The organism is Enterovirga sp. (genome assembly GCF_028290205.1).
Classification (GTDB): Bacteria; Pseudomonadota; Alphaproteobacteria; order Rhizobiales; family Beijerinckiaceae; genus Enterovirga.
Window position 1 is genome coordinate 18,236 of record NZ_JAQGKF010000211.1, and the last position, 17,820, is coordinate 36,055.

General features: G+C 71.5%; 15 protein-coding genes. 8 read left to right on the forward strand and 7 right to left on the reverse strand.

The genetic code is table 11. The annotated features are described in order from the left end of the window. Window positions 1-3: 3 nt before the first annotated feature. Entirely contained in the window at window positions 4-1,494 is a 1,491-nt protein-coding gene (gene glpK, locus JWR86_RS14490) for a glycerol kinase GlpK (protein ID WP_299566843.1), read from the reverse strand. Between the two features lie 12 nt (window positions 1,495-1,506). Beyond that, entirely contained in the window at window positions 1,507-3,051 is a 1,545-nt protein-coding gene (gene glpD, locus JWR86_RS14495) for a glycerol-3-phosphate dehydrogenase (RefSeq protein WP_299566844.1), read from the reverse strand. 179 nt (window positions 3,052-3,230) lie between these two features. Here glpD and JWR86_RS14500 point away from each other — a divergent pair, with 179 nt between their 5' ends. From JWR86_RS14500 to rmuC, 4 genes are all read left to right on the forward strand, one after another. Further along, window positions 3,231-4,244: an SPFH domain-containing protein gene (locus tag JWR86_RS14500; protein WP_299566846.1), complete on the forward strand. Its 1,014-nt coding sequence runs from the start codon at window positions 3,231-3,233 to the stop codon at window positions 4,242-4,244. A 2-nt stretch (window positions 4,245-4,246) separates the two neighbouring features. Beyond that, complete coding sequence (locus JWR86_RS14505) at window positions 4,247-4,693, forward strand: NfeD family protein (protein ID WP_299566847.1); 447 nt, start codon at window positions 4,247-4,249, stop codon at window positions 4,691-4,693. Window positions 4,694-4,919: 226 nt separating this feature from the next. Continuing rightward, window positions 4,920-6,509, forward strand: a complete 1,590-nt coding sequence (locus JWR86_RS14510) for a methyl-accepting chemotaxis protein (RefSeq protein ID WP_299566849.1) — start codon at window positions 4,920-4,922, stop codon at window positions 6,507-6,509. 135 nt (window positions 6,510-6,644) lie between these two features. Beyond that, entirely contained in the window at window positions 6,645-8,153 is a 1,509-nt protein-coding gene (rmuC, locus tag JWR86_RS14515) for a DNA recombination protein RmuC (protein WP_299566850.1), read from the forward strand. Here the strand turns inward: rmuC and hrcA are convergent, their stop codons facing one another. Then, on the reverse strand, window positions 8,154-9,245 hold the full coding sequence (hrcA, locus tag JWR86_RS14520) for a heat-inducible transcriptional repressor HrcA (protein ID WP_299566852.1): 1,092 nt from the start codon (window positions 9,243-9,245) through the stop codon (window positions 8,154-8,156). A gap of 119 nt (window positions 9,246-9,364) precedes the next feature. On the opposite strand from hrcA, the gene rph reads away from it, so the two are divergent. From rph to JWR86_RS14535, 3 genes are all read left to right on the forward strand, one after another. Then, window positions 9,365-10,084 carry a ribonuclease PH gene (gene rph, locus JWR86_RS14525; RefSeq protein WP_299566854.1) on the forward strand — a complete coding sequence of 240 codons (720 nt, stop codon included), beginning with the start codon at window positions 9,365-9,367 and terminating at the stop codon, window positions 10,082-10,084. Next, window positions 10,081-10,746, forward strand: a complete 666-nt coding sequence (rdgB, locus tag JWR86_RS14530; RefSeq protein ID WP_299566856.1) for an RdgB/HAM1 family non-canonical purine NTP pyrophosphatase — start codon at window positions 10,081-10,083, stop codon at window positions 10,744-10,746. Before rph ends, rdgB begins: the two co-directional genes overlap by 4 nt. A 423-nt stretch (window positions 10,747-11,169) precedes the next feature. Next, complete coding sequence (locus JWR86_RS14535) at window positions 11,170-12,495, forward strand: HD-GYP domain-containing protein (RefSeq protein ID WP_299566869.1); 1,326 nt, start codon at window positions 11,170-11,172, stop codon at window positions 12,493-12,495. On the opposite strand, the gene dksA is transcribed toward JWR86_RS14535, so the two are convergent. Together dksA and JWR86_RS14545 are read right to left on the reverse strand one after the other, a co-directional pair. Beyond that, window positions 12,496-12,912: an RNA polymerase-binding protein DksA gene (gene dksA, locus JWR86_RS14540; protein ID WP_299566858.1), complete on the reverse strand. Its 417-nt coding sequence runs from the start codon at window positions 12,910-12,912 to the stop codon at window positions 12,496-12,498. A 103-nt stretch (window positions 12,913-13,015) separates the two neighbouring features. Then, window positions 13,016-14,014, reverse strand: a complete 999-nt coding sequence (locus JWR86_RS14545; RefSeq protein WP_299566860.1) for a glycosyltransferase — start codon at window positions 14,012-14,014, stop codon at window positions 13,016-13,018. A 122-nt stretch (window positions 14,015-14,136) separates the two neighbouring features. Between JWR86_RS14545 and JWR86_RS14550 the strand changes: the two genes are divergently transcribed. Continuing rightward, window positions 14,137-15,480: a hypothetical protein gene (locus JWR86_RS14550; protein ID WP_299566862.1), complete on the forward strand. Its 1,344-nt coding sequence runs from the start codon at window positions 14,137-14,139 to the stop codon at window positions 15,478-15,480. Here JWR86_RS14550 and JWR86_RS14555 read toward each other — a convergent pair. Both JWR86_RS14555 and JWR86_RS14560 read right to left on the reverse strand, forming a co-directional pair. Continuing rightward, window positions 15,463-16,497: a hypothetical protein gene (locus JWR86_RS14555; protein WP_299566864.1), complete on the reverse strand. Its 1,035-nt coding sequence runs from the start codon at window positions 16,495-16,497 to the stop codon at window positions 15,463-15,465. The two genes, JWR86_RS14550 and JWR86_RS14555, sit on opposite strands and share 18 nt — an antisense overlap. Then, window positions 16,463-17,812, reverse strand: coding sequence for an MBOAT family O-acyltransferase (locus tag JWR86_RS14560; RefSeq protein ID WP_299566871.1), 1,350 nt, complete (start codon window positions 17,810-17,812; stop codon window positions 16,463-16,465). The genes JWR86_RS14555 and JWR86_RS14560 overlap by 35 nt, the downstream gene beginning before the upstream one ends. Between the last annotated feature and the right edge of the window lie 8 nt (window positions 17,813-17,820).

Here is a 17,820-nt window from a genome sequence, read left to right on the forward strand (position 1 = left end):
GGCTCAGCCCAGGAGGCCCTTGAGCGCCGCGCGCCAGCCGGCCTGAAGGCGGGTCCGCGTCTCGGCCTCCATGCGGGGCGAGAAGCGCCGCTCGCGCCGCCAGCGGTCCATGAACTGCTCCGGCTCGGGCAGGAGGCCGGCCCCGAGCCCGGCCAGATAGGCGGCGCCCAAAGCCGTGGTCTCCTGGACCTCGGCGCGGTCCACCGGGGCGCCGAGCAGGTCGGCGAGGCGCTGCATGGTCCAGTCGGAGGCCGCCATGCCGCCGTCGACCCGCAGCACCGTCCTGGCCGTCTCGTGCTCGGACCAGTCGTTCCGCATGGCCTCGAGAAGGTCCGCCGTCTGGAAGCACACGCTTTCCAGCGCCGCCCGGCAGATTTCGGCCGGCCCCGTGGCCCGCGTGATGCCGAACAGGGCTCCCCGGACATTGGGGTTCCACCACGGCGCGCCGAGCCCCACGAAGGCCGGCACGAGGTAGACCTGCTGGGCCTCGTCGGCCGCGGCCGCGAGCGGGCCCGACTGGGCCGCGTCGTCGATGATCCCGAGCCCGTCCCGGAGCCATTGCACGGCCGCGCCGGCGACAAAGATCGCGCCTTCAAGCGCGTAGGTCGTCTCGCCGCCAAGCCGGTAGGCGACCGTGGTCAGGAGGCGAGAGCGCGACCGCACCGCCGTACGGCCCGTGTTGAGCAGCGCGAAGCAGCCGGTGCCGTAGGTCGCCTTCAGCATGCCGGGCCGGAAACAGGCCTGGCCCACCGTGGCGGCCTGCTGGTCGCCGGCGACGCCCCGGATCGGGATCGGCGCCCCGAACACCTCGGCGGCCGTGCTGCCGTAATGGCCGGCGCTGTCGCGCACCTCCGGCAGGAGCGAGCGCGGCACGCCGAACAGCGCCAGCAGCTCGTCCGACCAGGCCCCGCGGTGGATGTCGTAGAGCAGCGTCCGGGACGCGTTGGTGGCGTCCGTGGCGTGCACGGCGCCGCCGGTCAGCCGCCACAGCAGGTAGCTGTCCACGGTTCCGAAGGCGAGTTCCCCGCGCTCCGCCCGCTCCCGGGCGCCCGGCACCGAGTCCAGAAGCCAGCACACCTTGGTGGCGGAGAAGTAGGGGTCGATGAGGAGCCCAGTCAGCTCCGTCACGCGAGGCTCGTGCCCGGCCGCCTTGAGCCGGTCGCAGACCGCGGCGGTGCGGCGATCCTGCCAGACCAGCGCGCGGCCGATCGCCTGGCCCGTGCCGCGGTCCCAGATCAGCGCCGTCTCGCGCTGGTTGGTGATGCCGATCGCCGCCACCTCGCGGGCCTCGACCCCGGCGCGGGTGAGCGCGGCCCGGGCCGTGGACAGGGTCGTGCGCCAGAGGTCCTCGGGCTCGTGCTCCACCCAGCCCGAGGCCGGGAAATGCTGCGGAAATTCCTCCTGGGCCGAGGCCGCGACCGACATGTCGGGCCGGAACACGAGCGCCCGGCTGGAGGTCGTGCCCTGGTCCAGGGCGAGCAGGTAGCGGCTCACTCTCGCGTCTCCTCAGGCGGCCCGGCCGGAGCGCGCCGCGCCGGCCCGCGCGGCCATGTAGTCCCGGAGCCGGCCCACATCCTCGGCCGAGACCCGCAGGCCGAGCTTGGAGCGCCGCCACAGGATGTCGGCGGGCTCGTGCGCCCATTCCTGATCCACCAGGTAATCGACCTCGCGGGCGAAGAGGTCGGCGCCGAAATGGGCGCCGAGATCGGCCGCTCCCGCCGCCTCCCCGAGCATCCGCCAGGCCCGGGTGCCATAGGCCCGCACCAGCCGTTCCGCGTGACGCCGCTCGAGGAACGGGTAGTCACGCTGCAGCCGGGCCACCGCCTCCGGGTAGCCGTCATGGGGAAAGTCCCCGCCCGGCAGGGGGGCGGAGGCGGTCCAGCCCGGCTTGCCGGCCCAGGGCCGCGACGGATCGGCGAGCTTGGCCATCGCGGCCTCGGCGAGGCGGCGGTGGGTGGTGATCTTGCCGCCGAACACCGACAGGAGCGGCGCTGGCGCGGGGCCCTTCGCGGCCTCCGGGGCGTCGAGGTCGAGCACGTAGTCGCGCGTGGCCTCCTGGGCCGCGCTGGCGCCGTCGTCGAACAGGGCCCGGACCCCGGAAAAGGTCCAGACCACGTCCCCCGGGGTCACGGGGTCGCGAAAATGCTCGCTCGCAGCCGCGCACAGATAGGCGATCTCCTCCGCGGAGGCCTGCACGGCGGCCGGGTCGCCGGCGTAATCGCGGTCGGTTGTGCCGATCAGGGTGAAGTCGCGCTCATAGGGGATCGCGAAGACGATGCGGTTGTCCGCGTTCTGGAAGATGTAGCAGCGGTCATGCGCGAAGAGCCGCCGCGTGACGATGTGGCTGCCCTGCACCATCCGGATGGAGGCGCCCCCGGCGGCCGCCGCCCCGGTGAGCGCGAGGATGTCGGCCGCCCAGGGCCCGGCGGCGTTGACCAGCACGCGGGCGGAGACCGTCTCCTGTTGGCCGCCCTCGCCCACCGCGCCGATGCGCCACAGGCCCGGGCCGCGCTCGGCCGAAACCACGCGCGTGTAGGGCCGGATGCTGGCGCCCCGCTCCGCGGCGTCCCGGGCATTCAGGGCCACCAGCCGCGAATCCTCGACCCAGCAATCGGAATATTCGAAGCCGCGCCGGAAGCTCGGCTTCAGGGGCGCGCCCGCCTCGTCCCGGGTCAGATCCACGGCGCGCGATTTCGGCAGGATGCGGCGGCCGCCGAGATGGTCGTAGAGGGCAAGCCCGATCCGCAGCAGCCAGGCGGGCCGCAGCCCCGCCTGGAAGGGCAGGACGAAGCGCAGCGGCCACACGATGTGCGGGGCGGCCTGCAGCAGCACCTCGCGCTCGGCCAGGGCTTCGCGGACCAGCCTGAACTCGTAATGCTCGAGATAGCGCAGCCCACCATGGATCAGCTTGGTGGAGGCCGACGAGGTCGCGCCGGCGAGGTCGCCCTGCTCGAACAGCACCACCGAGGCGCCGCGGCCGGCGGCGTCGCGGGCGATCCCGGTTCCGTTGATGCCCCCGCCGATGATGGCGAGATCAACCGGCTCCGTCACAGCGCTCCTCCGGGCTGATGACCCTGAAGGGGGCCCTCATAAGGGCCGTCGGCCGGGGCCGCCACTCCGGGGCCCGGACAGCGCGGCCCGGGCGGCCGCGACGCAATCATCTGGACATCCATCTGTGATGAGGCTCCGGTCAGGCGCGGCCGCCGGAGGCGGCACGCCGGGAGGTCTCGATGGGCTACAACATCTTCGCAATCGTGGTGGCGATCCTGGTGGTCATCACCATCGCGGCCGGGGTCAGAACCATCCCGCAGGGCTACGTGTATACGGTGGAGCGCTTCGGCCGCTACTCGCGGTCCCTCGGGGCCGGCCTCGGCCTGATCGTGCCCTATGTGGACCGGATCGGCCACAAGGTGAACATCATGGAGCAGGTCCTGGACATCCCGTCCCAGGAGGCTTTCACCCGTGACAATGCTGGCGTGACCATCGACGCCGCCGCCTTCTACCAGGTGCTCGACCCGCCGCGGGCGGCCTACGAGATCACCAACCTCAACCAGGCCCTTTTGGTGCTGACCATGACCAACATCCGGACGGTGGTGGGCTCCATGGACCTGGATCAGTTGCTGTCGCATCGCGACGAAATCAACGACCGCCTGCTGAAGGTCATGGACGCGGCTGCCGCGCCCTGGGGGGTCAAGGTGACCCGCGTCGAGATCAAGGACATCCTGCCGCCGGCCGACCTCGCGGGCTCCATGGCCCGACAGATGAAGGCCGAGCGCGAGAAGCGGGCCGCTGTGCTCGAGGCCGAGGGGCTGCGCCAAGCTGCCGTCCTCCAGGCCGAAGGCCACAAGCAGGCCCAGATCTTGGCCGCGGAAGGCCGCAAGGAAGCGGCGTTCCGCGATGCGGAGGCGCGCGAGCGCTCGGCGGAGGCGGAGGCCAAGGCCACCACCATGATGTCGGCCGCGATCTCGAGCGGGGACCTCGCGGCCGCCAACTTCCTTGTGGCCGAGAAATACATCGAGGCGCTCCGGGCCATGGCGGCAGCCCCGAACCAGAAGGTCATCATCGTGCCCATCGAGGCCGCGGCCCTGGCCGGCACGCTGGGCGGCATCGCCGAGATCACGCGCTCGGTCTTCGGTGGCGACGGCGCCGCGCAGCCCGCGGCGAGTTCGGGCCACCGCCCGGCGCGCTCCGTTCCGGTCTTCGCCCGCCCCGTGGCGGACGGCCCGGCCACGCAGGAGAGCTGACCATGGCCACGATCGTCGCGCTCGGGCCCTGGGCCTGGCTGATCGGCGGCCTCGTGCTGATCGCGCTCGAGGCGCTGCTGCCCGGGGTCCTGCTGATGTGGTTCGGCATTGCGGCGCTCCTGACCGGGGTCGCGGACTGGCTGTTCGACCTGCCCTGGCAGGCGAATTTGCTCGGCTTCGCGGCCCTGTCCGGCCTGGCCGTGGTGGTGGGCCGCCGTCTCACCCGCCACGCCGGCGACGACATCCCGGCCGACCAGCGCCTGAACCGGCGGGTCGAGGCCCTGATCGGCCGCACCTACCTGCTGGACCGGCCCATCCTGGCCGGCGAAGGCCGGATCCGGGTCGACGACACCGTGTGGCGGGTGGTCGGGCCTGACCTGCCCGCCGGCACCCCCGTCCGCGTGCTGCGGGCCGAGGCCACCACGCTGATCGTGGAGGCCGCGGCCTGACGGCGCAGCTTTGACCGGCGGCCGGCAAGGTTAAGACGATCTCAATCCGAACCGGCGACACCGGGTGAATGCAGGGATGCTCGCCGCAGCACGGCCCCGCTCGATGCGTCTCGGCATCGGCGCGTCTCGCCGTGATCCTCACCGCCAGCCGGTCCGGCCTGCGCTCCAGGGCGCTGGGGCCGGGCGTCGGCGAGCCTCGATGCGACCCGGTCAGGGAGCCTGCCTGATGTTGCGCCCGCATGCCGCGCCGCCGGACGAGGCCGAGGGCGGCGGACCGCAAGAGATCCGGCGCATCTTCGGGCGCTCCTTTATCCTGTTTCTCTGGCTGAATGGGCTGCTGGCCACGCTGGCCGCGTCGTGGCGAGGCTCCATTCCGGTCGAGACGTCGCTGGCCGTCGCCGCGGCTCTGGCCGGCGTGCCGACGCTCCTGTGGTGGCGCAACCGCCGCGATCCGCGCGTTCCGGTGATCGCCTCGGTGGCGCTGGCCGCCCTGGTCGCGCTGCTGGTGGCAGCCTTCCGGAGCACGGATGGCGGCCCGAGCCTGCAGCTCGACATGCACATGTACTTCTTCGCCTGCATGGCGGCGACCGTGTGCTGGATGAGTGCGCCGGCCATCGTGGCCTTCGGGATCTTCGTCGCCCTGCACCACGCCGCCGCCGCCTGGTTCGGCTCCGACCTGGTCCTCCCCGGGGGCGGCGGGCCCATCCGGGCGGTGCTGCACGGGTCGGTCCTCCTGTTGGAGGGCGCGGTCCTCGTCTGGATCATTCGGCGCATCGCGGCCGAGATGGCCTCTGCCGAGGAGGCCCGCGCCCGGGCCGCGTCGACGGCAGGCGAATGCGACCGGCTGCGCCTCTCCGCCGAGGCGACCAGCCGCGGCGACGCGAGCTGGCGGGAAACGGCGCAGAGCCGCTCCGCAGCCCTCCGGGCGGCCGTGGACCGCATCCTGGAAACCATCAACCTCCAGATCTCCCGCATGGGCGACACGTCCCGCACGCTGTCCGGCGTGGCTGGGGAAACCATCCGGCAGGTCTCGGACGCGGACGAAGCGGCCCAGAAAGCCGCGATCCTGGTTCGCGAAGTGGCGCGCTCCTCGTCGCAGCTTGCGGAGACCGAGCGTGAGATCAGCGCCAAGGTGCAGCAGACGGCCCACATCACCCGCGAGGCGACCCGGGCCGCGCGCGAAACCAATGCGCGCGTCTCCAAGCTCGCGGAAGCGGCCCAGCGCATCGGCGACGTGGTGCGCTTCATCGACACGGTCGCGGCCAAGACGAACCTCCTCGCCCTGAACGCCACCATCGAGGCGGCCCGGGCGGGCGAAGCTGGCCGCGGGTTCGCCGTGGTGGCCCAGGAGGTGAAGGCGCTGGCCGGCCAGACCGCCCGCTCCACGGCCGACATCGCCGAGCTGGCGGCCTCCATCCGCAACGCCGCCGAGGAAGCCCAGACGGCCGTCGCCATGATCGAGAGCGTGATGCTCGACATCGACGAGGCCGCCGGCACCATCGCAGCCTCGGTGCAGGCGCAGAGCAGCGCCACCGCGGGGATCAACGAACACGCTCTGCTGATGGCCCGCGACGCGGACACCGTGGTGGCGGCCGTTGGCGGCGTGGTGGGAGCCGCCGCGGAAACGGCCACCGCCGCCGTGGAGGTCCAGGATGCCGGGCGTGCGGTCGGCGCCGTGGTCGGTCAGCTGGTGAGCGAGCTCGACGCCTTTCTGGCCGAGATCGTGCCCCAGCAGGAGCCCCCCCGGCAGCGTGCCGACACCGAACAGCTCCCGGCCGAGTCGGGCACGGCCCCGGTTCTCGCCGCCGCCGCCTGAACGGCCGCCCGCCGTCCGGCCGCGGCCCGCCCGAAGGCGCGGGCTGGCGCTCACGTTCCTGTTATGTTCAGGTCGCAGGAGCTTGCGCGGGCGTTCTATGTTCGTTCCGATTCCCGCGGGCAGGACCGGACGAGCATGGACCCGAATCTGTACGCTCTCGCCTTTAGCGGGCTGGCCGCCCTGCTGGCCGCCGTCGCGGCCTACGGCGCGCTGCGGCCCCGCACGGTGCCCGGGCTCGACCGCCTCGCCGATGGGCTGGACGACCTGCGGGCCGATCTGGACCGGCTGCGGGCGGCGCTGGCGGACGAGATGCGGCACGGGCGCGAGGAGGCCGGCACCGGCGCCCGCCACCTGCGCGAAGAGCTGCAGGCGACGCTGCACCGAATCGGACAGGGCGCGGCCGAGAAGGTGGAGGCCGTCGCCGTCACGGTCGGGGCCCTCGGCGAGGCGAACGAGCGGCGTCTGGCCGAACTCCGGCGCGAGTCGGAGGAGAGCGGCAAGGCGCTTCGCGACGAGGTTTCCACCCAGGTGAAGAGCTTCGGCGACCTGCTCGGGCAGCGGCTGGAGAGCGCGGCCACCCAGCAGAAGGAGCGGCTTGAGGAGGTCGGCAGCCATCTCCGCCGCCTCACCCAGTCCAGCGCCGAGCACCATGAGGCGCTGCGGGCCAAGCTCGAGGAAAAGCTGGAGGCCCTTCGCCAAGACAATGCCGGCAAGCTCGAGGAGATGCGTCGCACGGTCGACGAGAAGCTGCAGGGCACGCTGGAGGAGCGGCTCGGCGAGAAGTTCAAGCTCGTCAGCCACCATCTCGAACAGGTGCACCGCTCGGTCGGCGAGATGCAGTCGCTGGCCAGCGGCGTCGACGGGCTGAGGCGGGTGCTGACCAACGTGAAGACGCGCGGCACGTGGGCCGAGGTCTCGCTCGGGAGCCTCCTCGAGCAGGTGCTGACCGCCGAGCAGTTCGACCGCAACGTCGAGGTGGTCCCGGGATCTGGCGAGCGCGTCGAGTTCGCCATCCGGATGCCGAACGGCCCGGACGGCGGCGCGCTCTGGCTGGCCATCGACGCCAAATTCCCGGTCGAGGATTACGAGCGGCTCCTGGACGCGGTGGAGCGGGCCGACGCGGCCGCCGTGGAGGTGTCATCCCGGGCGCTCGAGACCCGGATCAAGCAGGAAGGCGCCAAGATCTGCGCCAAATACGTTTCGCCGCCGCACACGGTGGATTTCGGCGTGCTGTTCCTGCCGACCGAGGGGCTTTACGCCGAGGTCCTGCGCCGCCCGGGCCTGGTGCAGCACCTCCAGACCGAGTGCCGCATCATCGTGGCGGGGCCGACCAACCTCCATGCCTTCCTGACCTCGCTCCGCATGGGCTTCCGCACGCTCGCCATCGAGCAGCGGTCCAGCGAGGTCTGGCAGACGCTCGCCGCGGTGAAGACGGAATTCGGCAAGTATGGCGACGTGCTCGACGCCGTGAAGAAGAAGCTGCAGCAGGCCTCGCGGCAGATCGAGGACGTCTCCAAGCGGAGCCGCGCCGTGGGCCGCAAGCTGCGCGATGTGGAGAGCCTGCCGGAGGCGGAGGCCAGCAGCCGGCTGGCGCTGGACAGCCTGATTGCCGACGAGGCCGACCTCCTCGACGCCGCCGAGTAGCTAGCGGGCGGAGGGGTCGAGCAGCCGCGACACCACCCGGGCCGTGAAATCGACCATCGGCACGATGCGGGCATAGTTGAGCCGGGTCGGCCCGATCACGCCGACCGCTCCGACCACCCGCTGCTGCCCGTCGCGGAACGGGGCGGCGATGACCGACGAACCGGACATCGAGAACAGCCGGTTCTCCGACCCGATGAAGATCCGCACGCCCTCCCCGTCCTCGGCCCGGGAGAGCAGGTCGATCACGTCGGTCTGCGTCTCGAGGTCGCCGAACAGGAGGCGGATGCGCTCCAGGTCCTCGGCTGCCCGCAGGTCGTCCAGCAGGTTCGCCTGACCCCGAACAATGAGCTGCCGGGTTTCGGCTCCGCCGACGCTGAGCGCGAGCCCGCTCTCCACGAGCCGCGCCGTGATGGCGTCGAGCTCGCGCTCCATCTCGGCGCGGCGCTCGGCCACCTCCTGACGGACCTCGCCCAGCGTGCGGCCCACGATCCGGCTGTTCAGGAAGTTCGAGGCCTCCACCAGCGCCGAAGCCGGCATGCCGGCCGGCAGGTCGAGGAGGCGGTTCTCGACCGAGCCGTCCTCGGCCACCAGCACCACCAGCGCCCGGGTGGGGTCGAGATGGACGAACTCGACCTGGCGCAGGCGCGTGTTGGTCTTGGTGGTGATGACCACCCCGGCCCCGCGCGAGATGCCCGACAGGAGCGCGGAGGCCTCCGCCAGCGCACCCTCGAAGGTCTCCCGCGAGGCGGCGGCGCGCATCTGAGCCTCGATGCGGGAGCGCTCGTCCTGGGCGACGTCGCCGATCTCCAGGAGGGCATCCACGAAGAAGCGCAGGCCCTGCTGGGTCGGCAGGCGGCCGGCGCTGGTATGGGGGGCGAAGATCAGCCCGGCCCCTTCCAGCTCCGCCATCACGTTGCGGATGGACGCGGAGGAGAGCTGCATGGGCAGCAGGCGGGCGAGCGTCTTCGAGCCGGTCGGCTCGCCGGTCGCCAGATAGCCCTCGACGATCTGCCGAAAAATCTCGCGCGAGCGCTCGTTCAGCTCCGACAGCTGCCGCAGCTGTCCTGCGCCGGGAAGGATCGGCATGTTCATGGGCGCCGGGGTCCTCGCGTCACGGCACCTTGTGCCGCCTCGGCCGGCCGGCCGCAAGGGTTCGGCTTGCCGCGCCCCGCCCGGCCTCCTACACATCCCGCCCCCACCCAGGAGACCTCATGACCCGGCCCTCGAAGCGCCGCCCTGACGAACTGCGTCCGGTGACGCTGGAACGCGGCGTCGCCCGCTATGCCGAAGGCTCCTGCCTCGTGTCGTTCGGCCATACCCGGGTGCTCTGCACCGCCTCGCTCGAGGAGCGTGGACCGGCCTGGCTGCGCGGCTCCGGCAAGGGCTGGGTGACGGCGGAATATTCCATGCTGCCCCGCGCCACGCACGAGCGGACCCGCCGCGAGGTGACCTCCGGCAAGCCGTCCGGCCGCACGCAGGAGATCCAGCGCCTGATCGGCCGCTCGCTGCGGGCGGTGACCCACCTGCCGGCCCTCGGCGAGCGCCAGATCACGGTGGATTGCGACGTGCTCCAGGCCGATGGCGGCACCCGCACGGCCTCGATCACCGGGGCCTGGGTGGCGCTGCACGATTGCCTGAAATGGATGCGCGAGCGCTCCATCATCTCGGTGGATCCGCTGAGAGACCACGTCGCGGCGGTGTCCTGCGGCATCCACGAGGGCCGGGCGGTGCTGGATCTCGACTACGCCGAGGATTCCGCGGCCGAGACCGACAGCAACTTCGTCATCACGGGAGGCGGCGGCATCGTCGAGATCCAGGGCACGGCCGAGGGCAAGCCGTTCTCCGAGGCGGAGTTCATCGGCCTGCTGCAGCTCGCCAAGGGGGGCGTGGCCGATCTCGTCGCGCTCCAGAAGGCGGCGGTGGCCGGGTGAGCCGAGCCCGCCAGCTCTCCGGCCGGGTCGTCATCGCGACCCACAATGCCGGCAAGCTCGCCGAAATGCGCGAGCTCCTGGCGCCGTTCGGGATCGAGGCCGTGTCGGCGGCCGAACTCGGCCTGCCGGAGCCGGACGAGACCGGCACCACCTATGCCGAGAACGCGGCCATCAAGGCGCAGACCGCCGCGCGGGCCGCGGCTCTGCCCGCGCTCGCCGACGATTCGGGCCTCGCCGTCGCCGATCTCGACGGGGCGCCGGGCCTGTTCTCGGCCCGCTGGGCCGGCAAGCCGGCCGATTTCGGGGCCGCCATGGCCCGGATCCGCAGCGAACTCGAACGGCGTGGCGTCTGGGAGGGCGAGCGGCGGGCCCATTTCGTGTCCGCGCTGGTGCTGGCCTGGCCGGACGGACATGAGGAACTGGTGGAAGGCCGCGTGCACGGCCGGCTCTGCTGGCCTCCGCGCGGCGAAAAAGGCTTCGGCTACGACCCCATGTTCCTGCCGGACGAGCACAGCCGGACGTTTGGCGAAATGAGCGCCGAGGAGAAGCACGGCATCGACTGGGCCGCCGACGAGCCGCGGCCGCTGTCGCACCGGGCGCGCGCCTTCCTGGCCCTGGCCGCGAGGTGCCTGCCTGGCCGGTCCGGCGGCAACCCGCCCTGAGCAAGGGCCCCGGAGCGCGGCAACCGCCGGCGAGGGGAGCTTCGGGCGAGGTGCTGGGGACGGCGCTCCGCGCCGAAGCCACGTTCAGGAGAGCCTGGTGCCGTTTGCGCCGGCCGAGGTCTGCAACGCGACCCACCTGTCCTCCAACCCGCCCCACCTCCTCGGCCGCAAGCCGCGCCGAGCTCCGGTGCGTCGGCCGGGCCGGCCCTCGCCTCGCACAACCGTGAACGGCGCGTTGCGGATCGCTTAAGCTGTTGCCGACACCCTGGACGCCGCGGCCGCGCAGGGCCGGAGCGAGTTCCGGCCGTGACACGTGAGACCCCTTCCGACCGGCAGGACGCGACAGCATCCGGGTCCAGCCGCTACGGCACCCCGAATCTGCGCCTGTCGGAGCTGCTCGGCTCGCTCAGCCACGCCCTCGACATGACCGAAGGGCAGCCGGCCGGCCATTGCGTGCGGGCCTGCTGGATCGGCCTGCGGGTCGGCCGCGAGATGGGGCTCGGCGAAGACGCGCTCTGGGAGCTCTACTACAGCATCCTGCTGAAGGACCTCGGCTGCTCCAGCAACGCGGCCCGGATCTGCCAGCTCTACCTGAGCGACGATCTCAGCTTCAAACGCGACTTCAAGACGGTCGGCGACAGCTTGCCGCAGGTGATGCGCTTCGTGCTGGCCCATACCGGCCTCCGGGCCGGGCTGGCGGAGCGCTTCCGGGCCATCGTCCACATCGTCCAGAACGGCGGCAGCATCGCCCAGGAGTTGATCGAGACGCGCTGCGACCGCGGCGCCGCCATCGCCCGGCAGCTCCGCTTCTCGGACGCGGTCGCGGACGGGATCCGGGCGCTCGACGAGCACTGGAACGGCGGCGGCCGGCCGAACGGCCTGCGCGGGGCCGAGATCCCGGTCTATGCCCGCATCGCGCTCGCGGCCCAGGTCGCCGACGTGTTCTGGCAGAGCGGCGGCCCGGTCTCGGCCATGACCGAATTGCGGGCCCGGTCCGGCTCCTGGTTCGATCCTGCCGTGATTGCGGCGTTCGGGCGAGCGGCGGCCGATCCCGACTTCTGGTCGCCGCTCAGCGGGCAGGATCTCGGCGCGGCCCTGTTCCGTCTCGAGCCGGCCCGCCACATCCGGCAGGTGGACGAGGACCACCTGGACGACATCGCGGCGGCCTTCGCCCAGGTGGTCGATTCCAAAAGCCCGTTCACCAGTGGCCACTCGGCCCGGGTCGCGGTGTACGGCGACATCATTGCCGAGACGCTGGGCCTCGCGGCCGATCACCGGCGCTGGCTGAAGCGCGGCGCGCTTCTGCACGACATCGGCAAGCTCGGGGTGTCGAACTCGATTCTCGACAAGCCCGGCAAGCTCGACGAGGAGGAGTGGCGGCAGATGCGGCGCCATCCGGCCCATACCGAGACGATTCTGGCCCGCATTTCGGCCTTTGGCGAACTCGCCCGGATGGCCGGCGCGCATCACGAGCGGCTGGACGGCAAGGGCTATCCGAACGGCATCGGCGGGGCCGAGATCTGCCTGGAAACCCGGATCATCACGACGGCCGACATCTTCGACGCGCTGACGGCCGAGCGGCCCTACCGGGCCGCCATGCCGGTCGCAAAGGCGCTCGACATCCTGCGGGGCGACGTCGGAACCGCGGTCGACGGCGAGTGCCTCCGTGCTCTCGAAGCGGCGCTCGCCCGCATCGAGAACTCCGGCGGACCGGTCGGCGCCGCAGGGGTGACCAGGCTTGCGGCCTGATCAGTCGTCGCGATGCACCCGCTCCTTGCGCTCGTGGCGCTCCTGCGCCTCGACCGACAGGGTGGCGATCGGCCGGGCCTCCAGGCGCCGCAGGGAGATCGGCTCGCCGGTCTCCTCGCAATACCCGTAGGTGCCTTCGTTGATCCGTGAGATCGCCTGGTCGATCTTCGAGATCAACTTGCGTTGCCGGTCCCGCGCCCGAAGCTCGATCGCCCGATCGGTCTCCGAAGAGGCCCGGTCGGCGAGATCTGGGTGATTCGGGTTCTCCGTCTGCAGCGTGGAGAGCGTCCCCTGCGCCTCTTTGAGGATGTCGCACTTCCAGGCTGCAAGCTTGCGCTTGAAATACTCCCGCTGACGATCACCCATGAACGGCTCGTCCTCCACGGGATGGTAGCCCTTCTCCGCCATATTCGGCATCACACAGGCCCCTCTTCATTCCTCCGCTCTAAGGCGGATTATGGGGCGCGCGTATATCTCGAAGCCCGGCTCCGCGACAATGGCGATTTCGCTTCCCAGTTGATCAGGGCGGCCCTTCGACTGAGGAGAGTTTCACCATGTGCTTTCCGGGTGCGCTAAAAGACGTAATCGGCGCCGGGATCGACAGGTAGACCATCCGTTTCGCTTCCTGGCGTCCGCGCGTCACCGTCTCCAGGATGAGCCCCGTGAACAGGCTGAGGAAGGCGAGCAGCATCAAGCCGGTCGACAGGATGGCGGTGGGAAAGCGCGGCACGAGGCCGGTTTCCAGGAACGTCGCCAGGATCGGCACGGCGAGCCCGATGGCCACAGCCGACAGCGCGAGAAACGCGAGCGAGAAGAAAGCCAGCGGCCGCTCGATTCGCACCAGCCGGGCGATGGTCCGGAGGATCCGGATGCCGTCCCGGACCGTGTTCAGCTTGGAGGGCGAATCGGCCGGGCGCTCCCGGTAGCTGATGTCGAACTCGCCCACCGCCATGTCGAGTTCCAGCGCGTGGATGGTGAGCTCGGTCTCGATCTCGAACCCGCCGGCGAGGCCCGGGAAGCTCTTGGCGTAGCGGCGCGAAAACACCTTGAGGCCGGACAGGATGTCGGCGAAGCGATCGCCGAAGATGAGGCGGACCAGCCCTGTGAGCACGCGGTTGCCGAACCGGTGGCCGCGCCGGTAGGCCGCCTGAGCCTCGGAGATGCGGCGGCCGTTGACGAGATCGAGCCGCTCCCGGGCCAGGATCTCGACCAAGCGCGCGGCATCGGCGCCCCCATAGGTGCCGTCGCCATCGGCCAGGACGTAGATGTCGGCCTCGATGTCGGCGAACATGCGCCGGACGACGTGGCCCTTGCCCTGCAGCCGCTCGCGCCCGACCAGGGCCCCGGCCGCCTTCGCCCGCTCCGCGGTGCCGTCGGTGGAGTTGTTGTCGTAGACGTGAATGGCGGCCCCGGGCAGCGCGGCCCGGAAGTCCCGAACCACCTCGCCGATGGTGGCCGCCTCGTTGAAACAGGGAAGCAGCACGGCGACCCGAAGCTCGGCCGCGTCCGGCATCGTCATGTGCGGCCTCGTCGCCTCGCCCGGGCGCGGTTCAATTCCCGCCCCCGCCCCGCTAAGACCCTTAGGCCCGCACCCTGTCCGCGTCGAGATCGGGCGCCCCCACCCGGAACCGTGGAGCAGCCGTGTCGTCGCGTGTCACCCGGGCCGAAATCCTGGCCTGTCTGGCGGCCGCCGGCCTGGTGGCGGCGCTGCTCGGCGTGACCAGCGGCTACACGCCCTGGCTGTCGCCGGATACGGGCGGCTACGTGGCGGCCGCGACCTCGCCCGAGCCCTGGGGCCAGGCCCGCCACCCGCTTTTCGGCTGGATCCTCGGCTGGCTCGGTGGACCGCATACGCGGGGGCTGCCCCTGGTGCAGGTTGCCCTGTACCTGACGGGCGGGTTGGCGCTCCTCGGCGCGCTGCGGAGCTACGGCCTGTCCGTCCGGGCCGCGGCCTCGCTCGGTTTGTCGCTGCTTGGGTCGAACCTCGTGCTTCTCTGGCACAACGCGGTGCATCCGGAGCTGCTGTCGGCGAGCCTGATGCTTCTGGCGCTGGCCCTGGCCGTCCGGCTCGCGGCCGGCGCGGCCCTGGCGACCGCCGGGGTCGCCCTCGCGGCGGCACTTGGCCTCGCCTATCTGCTCCGGCCGACCTTTTTGCCGGGCATCGTCCTGCTGCCCCTGCTCTACGGGCTGCTGGCCCGGCTGCACGGCCCCGGCCCGGTCCTCTCCCGGGCCCTGCTGCTGCTTGTGCTGTGTGCAACGCCGTTTCTGGCCAACGCCGCCTGGCGGCAGGCCAAGGTGGGCGACTTCAACATCGTGTCCTTTGGCGGCTTCCAGATGTCCGGCATGGCCGGGCTGATGCTGTCGCCCGAGGTGGTCGGACGGCTGCCGTCGGATCTGCGCCCCTTGGGTCAGGCCATCCTGGACGGCCGAACGGCCGCCGAGGCGCGCGGCGACGTGATCGCCACGCCGCTGAACTCGCGCGGCGAGCGCTCCTTCGTGTCGGCGGCGCTCGGCTATTACGACCTCTATGCCCGCACCTATGACAGCCTTCTCTACGGGGTCATCGCGCCGCTGCAGGGAGACGAAAGCTGGGTCGCCTGGAACAGCCGGCTGATGCGCTTCTCCGTGGCCACGGTCAGGGCCGCGCCGGACCGCTACGCCGCCTGGCTCGTTGGCGGCACGGCCCGGGCCGTGGGCCGCATGGTGGCGACCAACGTCCCGCTGGTTCTGGCGCTCGCTCTGCTCGCCCCGCTCTTTGCCGCCGCGGCCTGGCGGCGGCGGCTGCCCCTCCGGCCCGGCAGCGCAGCGCTCGACGTGCCGGCCCTGCTCTGCCTGACGGTGGTCTACACGGCGGCGGCCGGCGCCCTGATGGTGGTCACGACCTTTCCGGCCGCGCGCTACCTCGACACCGCGGGCCTTCTCCTGCCGGCCTTGCCGATCTACGCGGCGCTGAGCCTCGTCGCCGGACTAACGCGGCGCGGCTGAGAGCCCCGCCAGTTCGGCGGCGATGTCACGCTCCACGAGCCGGGCCAGCGGCGAGCGCATGTGGGTCCGGTCCAGAAAATGCTCCGGCACCCGCGTCGCCGGCTCGTCGCGCCGCCAGTCCAGCACCCGCACGGCGGGCCGGCCGTCGGCGGCTTGGACCAGGGCCTTCCGGCACTGCCGGTCCTGCTCGTCCGCCTCCGTGCCGGACTCGGGCAGGGCGGTCGCGACCACCGGCGGCCGAACCAACACCACGTGGAGTCCGGGCGGAAGCCCGTCGAGGGCCTGCCGCAGCGCGTCCAGCGCCGGGAAGCGGCCGGTGGCGTTCTCCTGCACGGCCGGGACCCGCTTCATGACAGAGACTCCGTGCACCTCGGGGCGCCACTGGAGGGCCTCGTCGTAGTTCCAATAGCCGTCGGGCCGCACGCGCCGGGCCCGGCTCGAGCCGAGGAGGTAGTGGATGCGCCGAATCGCGTCGTCGAAGGTCTGATAGCGGGCGAGACCGGCGACATAGCGCCAGGAGCTGCGGTCGTAGAGCCAGAATGGGAACGCGTTCCAGGGCGCCAGCGTCGCGTCGGCCGTGCACCAGAAATGGTCGATGCCGAGCACCACGGCCCGGGCCGGCCGGATCCGGTGGCGCAGAAAGTAGTCGAGCAGCACGAGCTGCTCCTTCGGCCCGGTGCCGGGCACGGCCAGCGACACGAACGGGATCCCGGTCTGCGCCGAGAGCTCGGCCGGCGACAGGAGTTGCACATGCGAATTGCCGATCACGGCTCCCTCGAAGGCCGGATCGCGGCCGCGGCTCGCATCGGCCGTGCGCGGGCCGGGCAGCACCACGCCGGGCTTGCGGGCGAGGGCCAGACGGCCCGTGTCGTAGGGATCGAGGGCGACCAGCCCGGCCACAAGCGCGACGTAGAGGAGGGCGGCGGTCGCCAGAAACCCGCACGCGAAGCCGCGCCAGTTCGCGCCGCCGCAGCCGGGCGGGTCAGAACTGGAAGTAGATGAACTCGTAATTGGCATCGTCGCCGATCTTGAACAGCACGACGACGAACACGACCGCGAAGGCGATCGCGACCGAGCGCCACGGCGGCATCCGGTGAACCAGGGCCCAGGCCGTCGGGCCGAGGGTCGCGACGGCGGCCGCGAGCGCGATCGAGCGCCACTTGAAGGTCGCGCCGAGATCGGCCCAGCCGAACATGGCCGCGTAGATCCGGAGCGCGGCATCGAAGGTCCCGGCCCGGAACAGCACCCAGGTCAGGATCACGAACAGCATGGTCAGGGCCCAGCCCAGCACGCTGGGCATGGGCAGCTTGGCACGCCGCCAGAGGAGCGCCACCCCGAGGCCGAGCCCGTGCGCCAAGCCCCAGGCCACAAAGGTGAGCCCGGCGCCATGCCACAGGCCGCCGAGCGTCATGGTGGCGAGCAGCGCCCCGAGCTGCACAAAGAGCCCGTTCCGGTTGCCGCCGAGCGGCACGTACAGGTAGTCGCGCAGGAAGCGCGACAGGGTCATGTGCCAGCGCCGCCAGAAATCCTGCAACGACGTCGCCCGGTACGGCACGTCAAAATTCTGCGGCAGGACGATGCCAAACAGGAGCGCCAGGCCGAGCGCCATGTCGGTGTAGCCGGAGAAGTCGAAATAGATCTGGAAGGTGAAGCCCAGCACCGCCTGCCAGGCCTCAACCACGGTCACGGCCTTGCCGGCGGCCGCGGCAGCGAAGATCGGGTTCACGTATTCGGCGAGCGGATCCCCGACGAAGACCTTCTTGGCGAGCCCGGCCGTGAACAGCATCAGGCCTCGGGCCACCCGCTCGGCCGCGTCCGGCCGCTGATAGGGCCGCTCGTCAAGCTGGTGCATCACCTCCGACCAGCGCACCAGCGGGCCGGCCAAGACCTGCGGGAAGAAGGCGATATAGAACGCGTAAGGGACGAGCCCGTAGCGCGGCGCCCGGCCCGCCTTCAGGTCCGTCAGGTACATGACGTGGTGGAAGGTGAAGAAGGAGATGCCGAGCGGCAGGGCCCAGTTGGGCTTCGACAGCTCGACCCCGGGCAGCAGATTGACGAGATCGGCCGCGAAGGCCGCGTATTTGAACAGGGCCAGGACGAGGAGGTTCGTCCCGATGGCGAGGGCGATCAGCCGGCCGGCAGGCTGGCGCTGAAAGCGCTCGGCGACCAGCCAGTTAAGGCCGATCGAGGCTGCCAGCAGGGGAGCGAAGCGCCAGTCCCAGTAGCCGTAGAAGACGAAGGAGAGCGCAACCAGCGTCCCCACGCGCCAATCCGGCCGGACGCGCTCCACCAGCCAGTGCAGCGCCAGTGCCACGGGCAGGAACACGAACAGGAATGGGA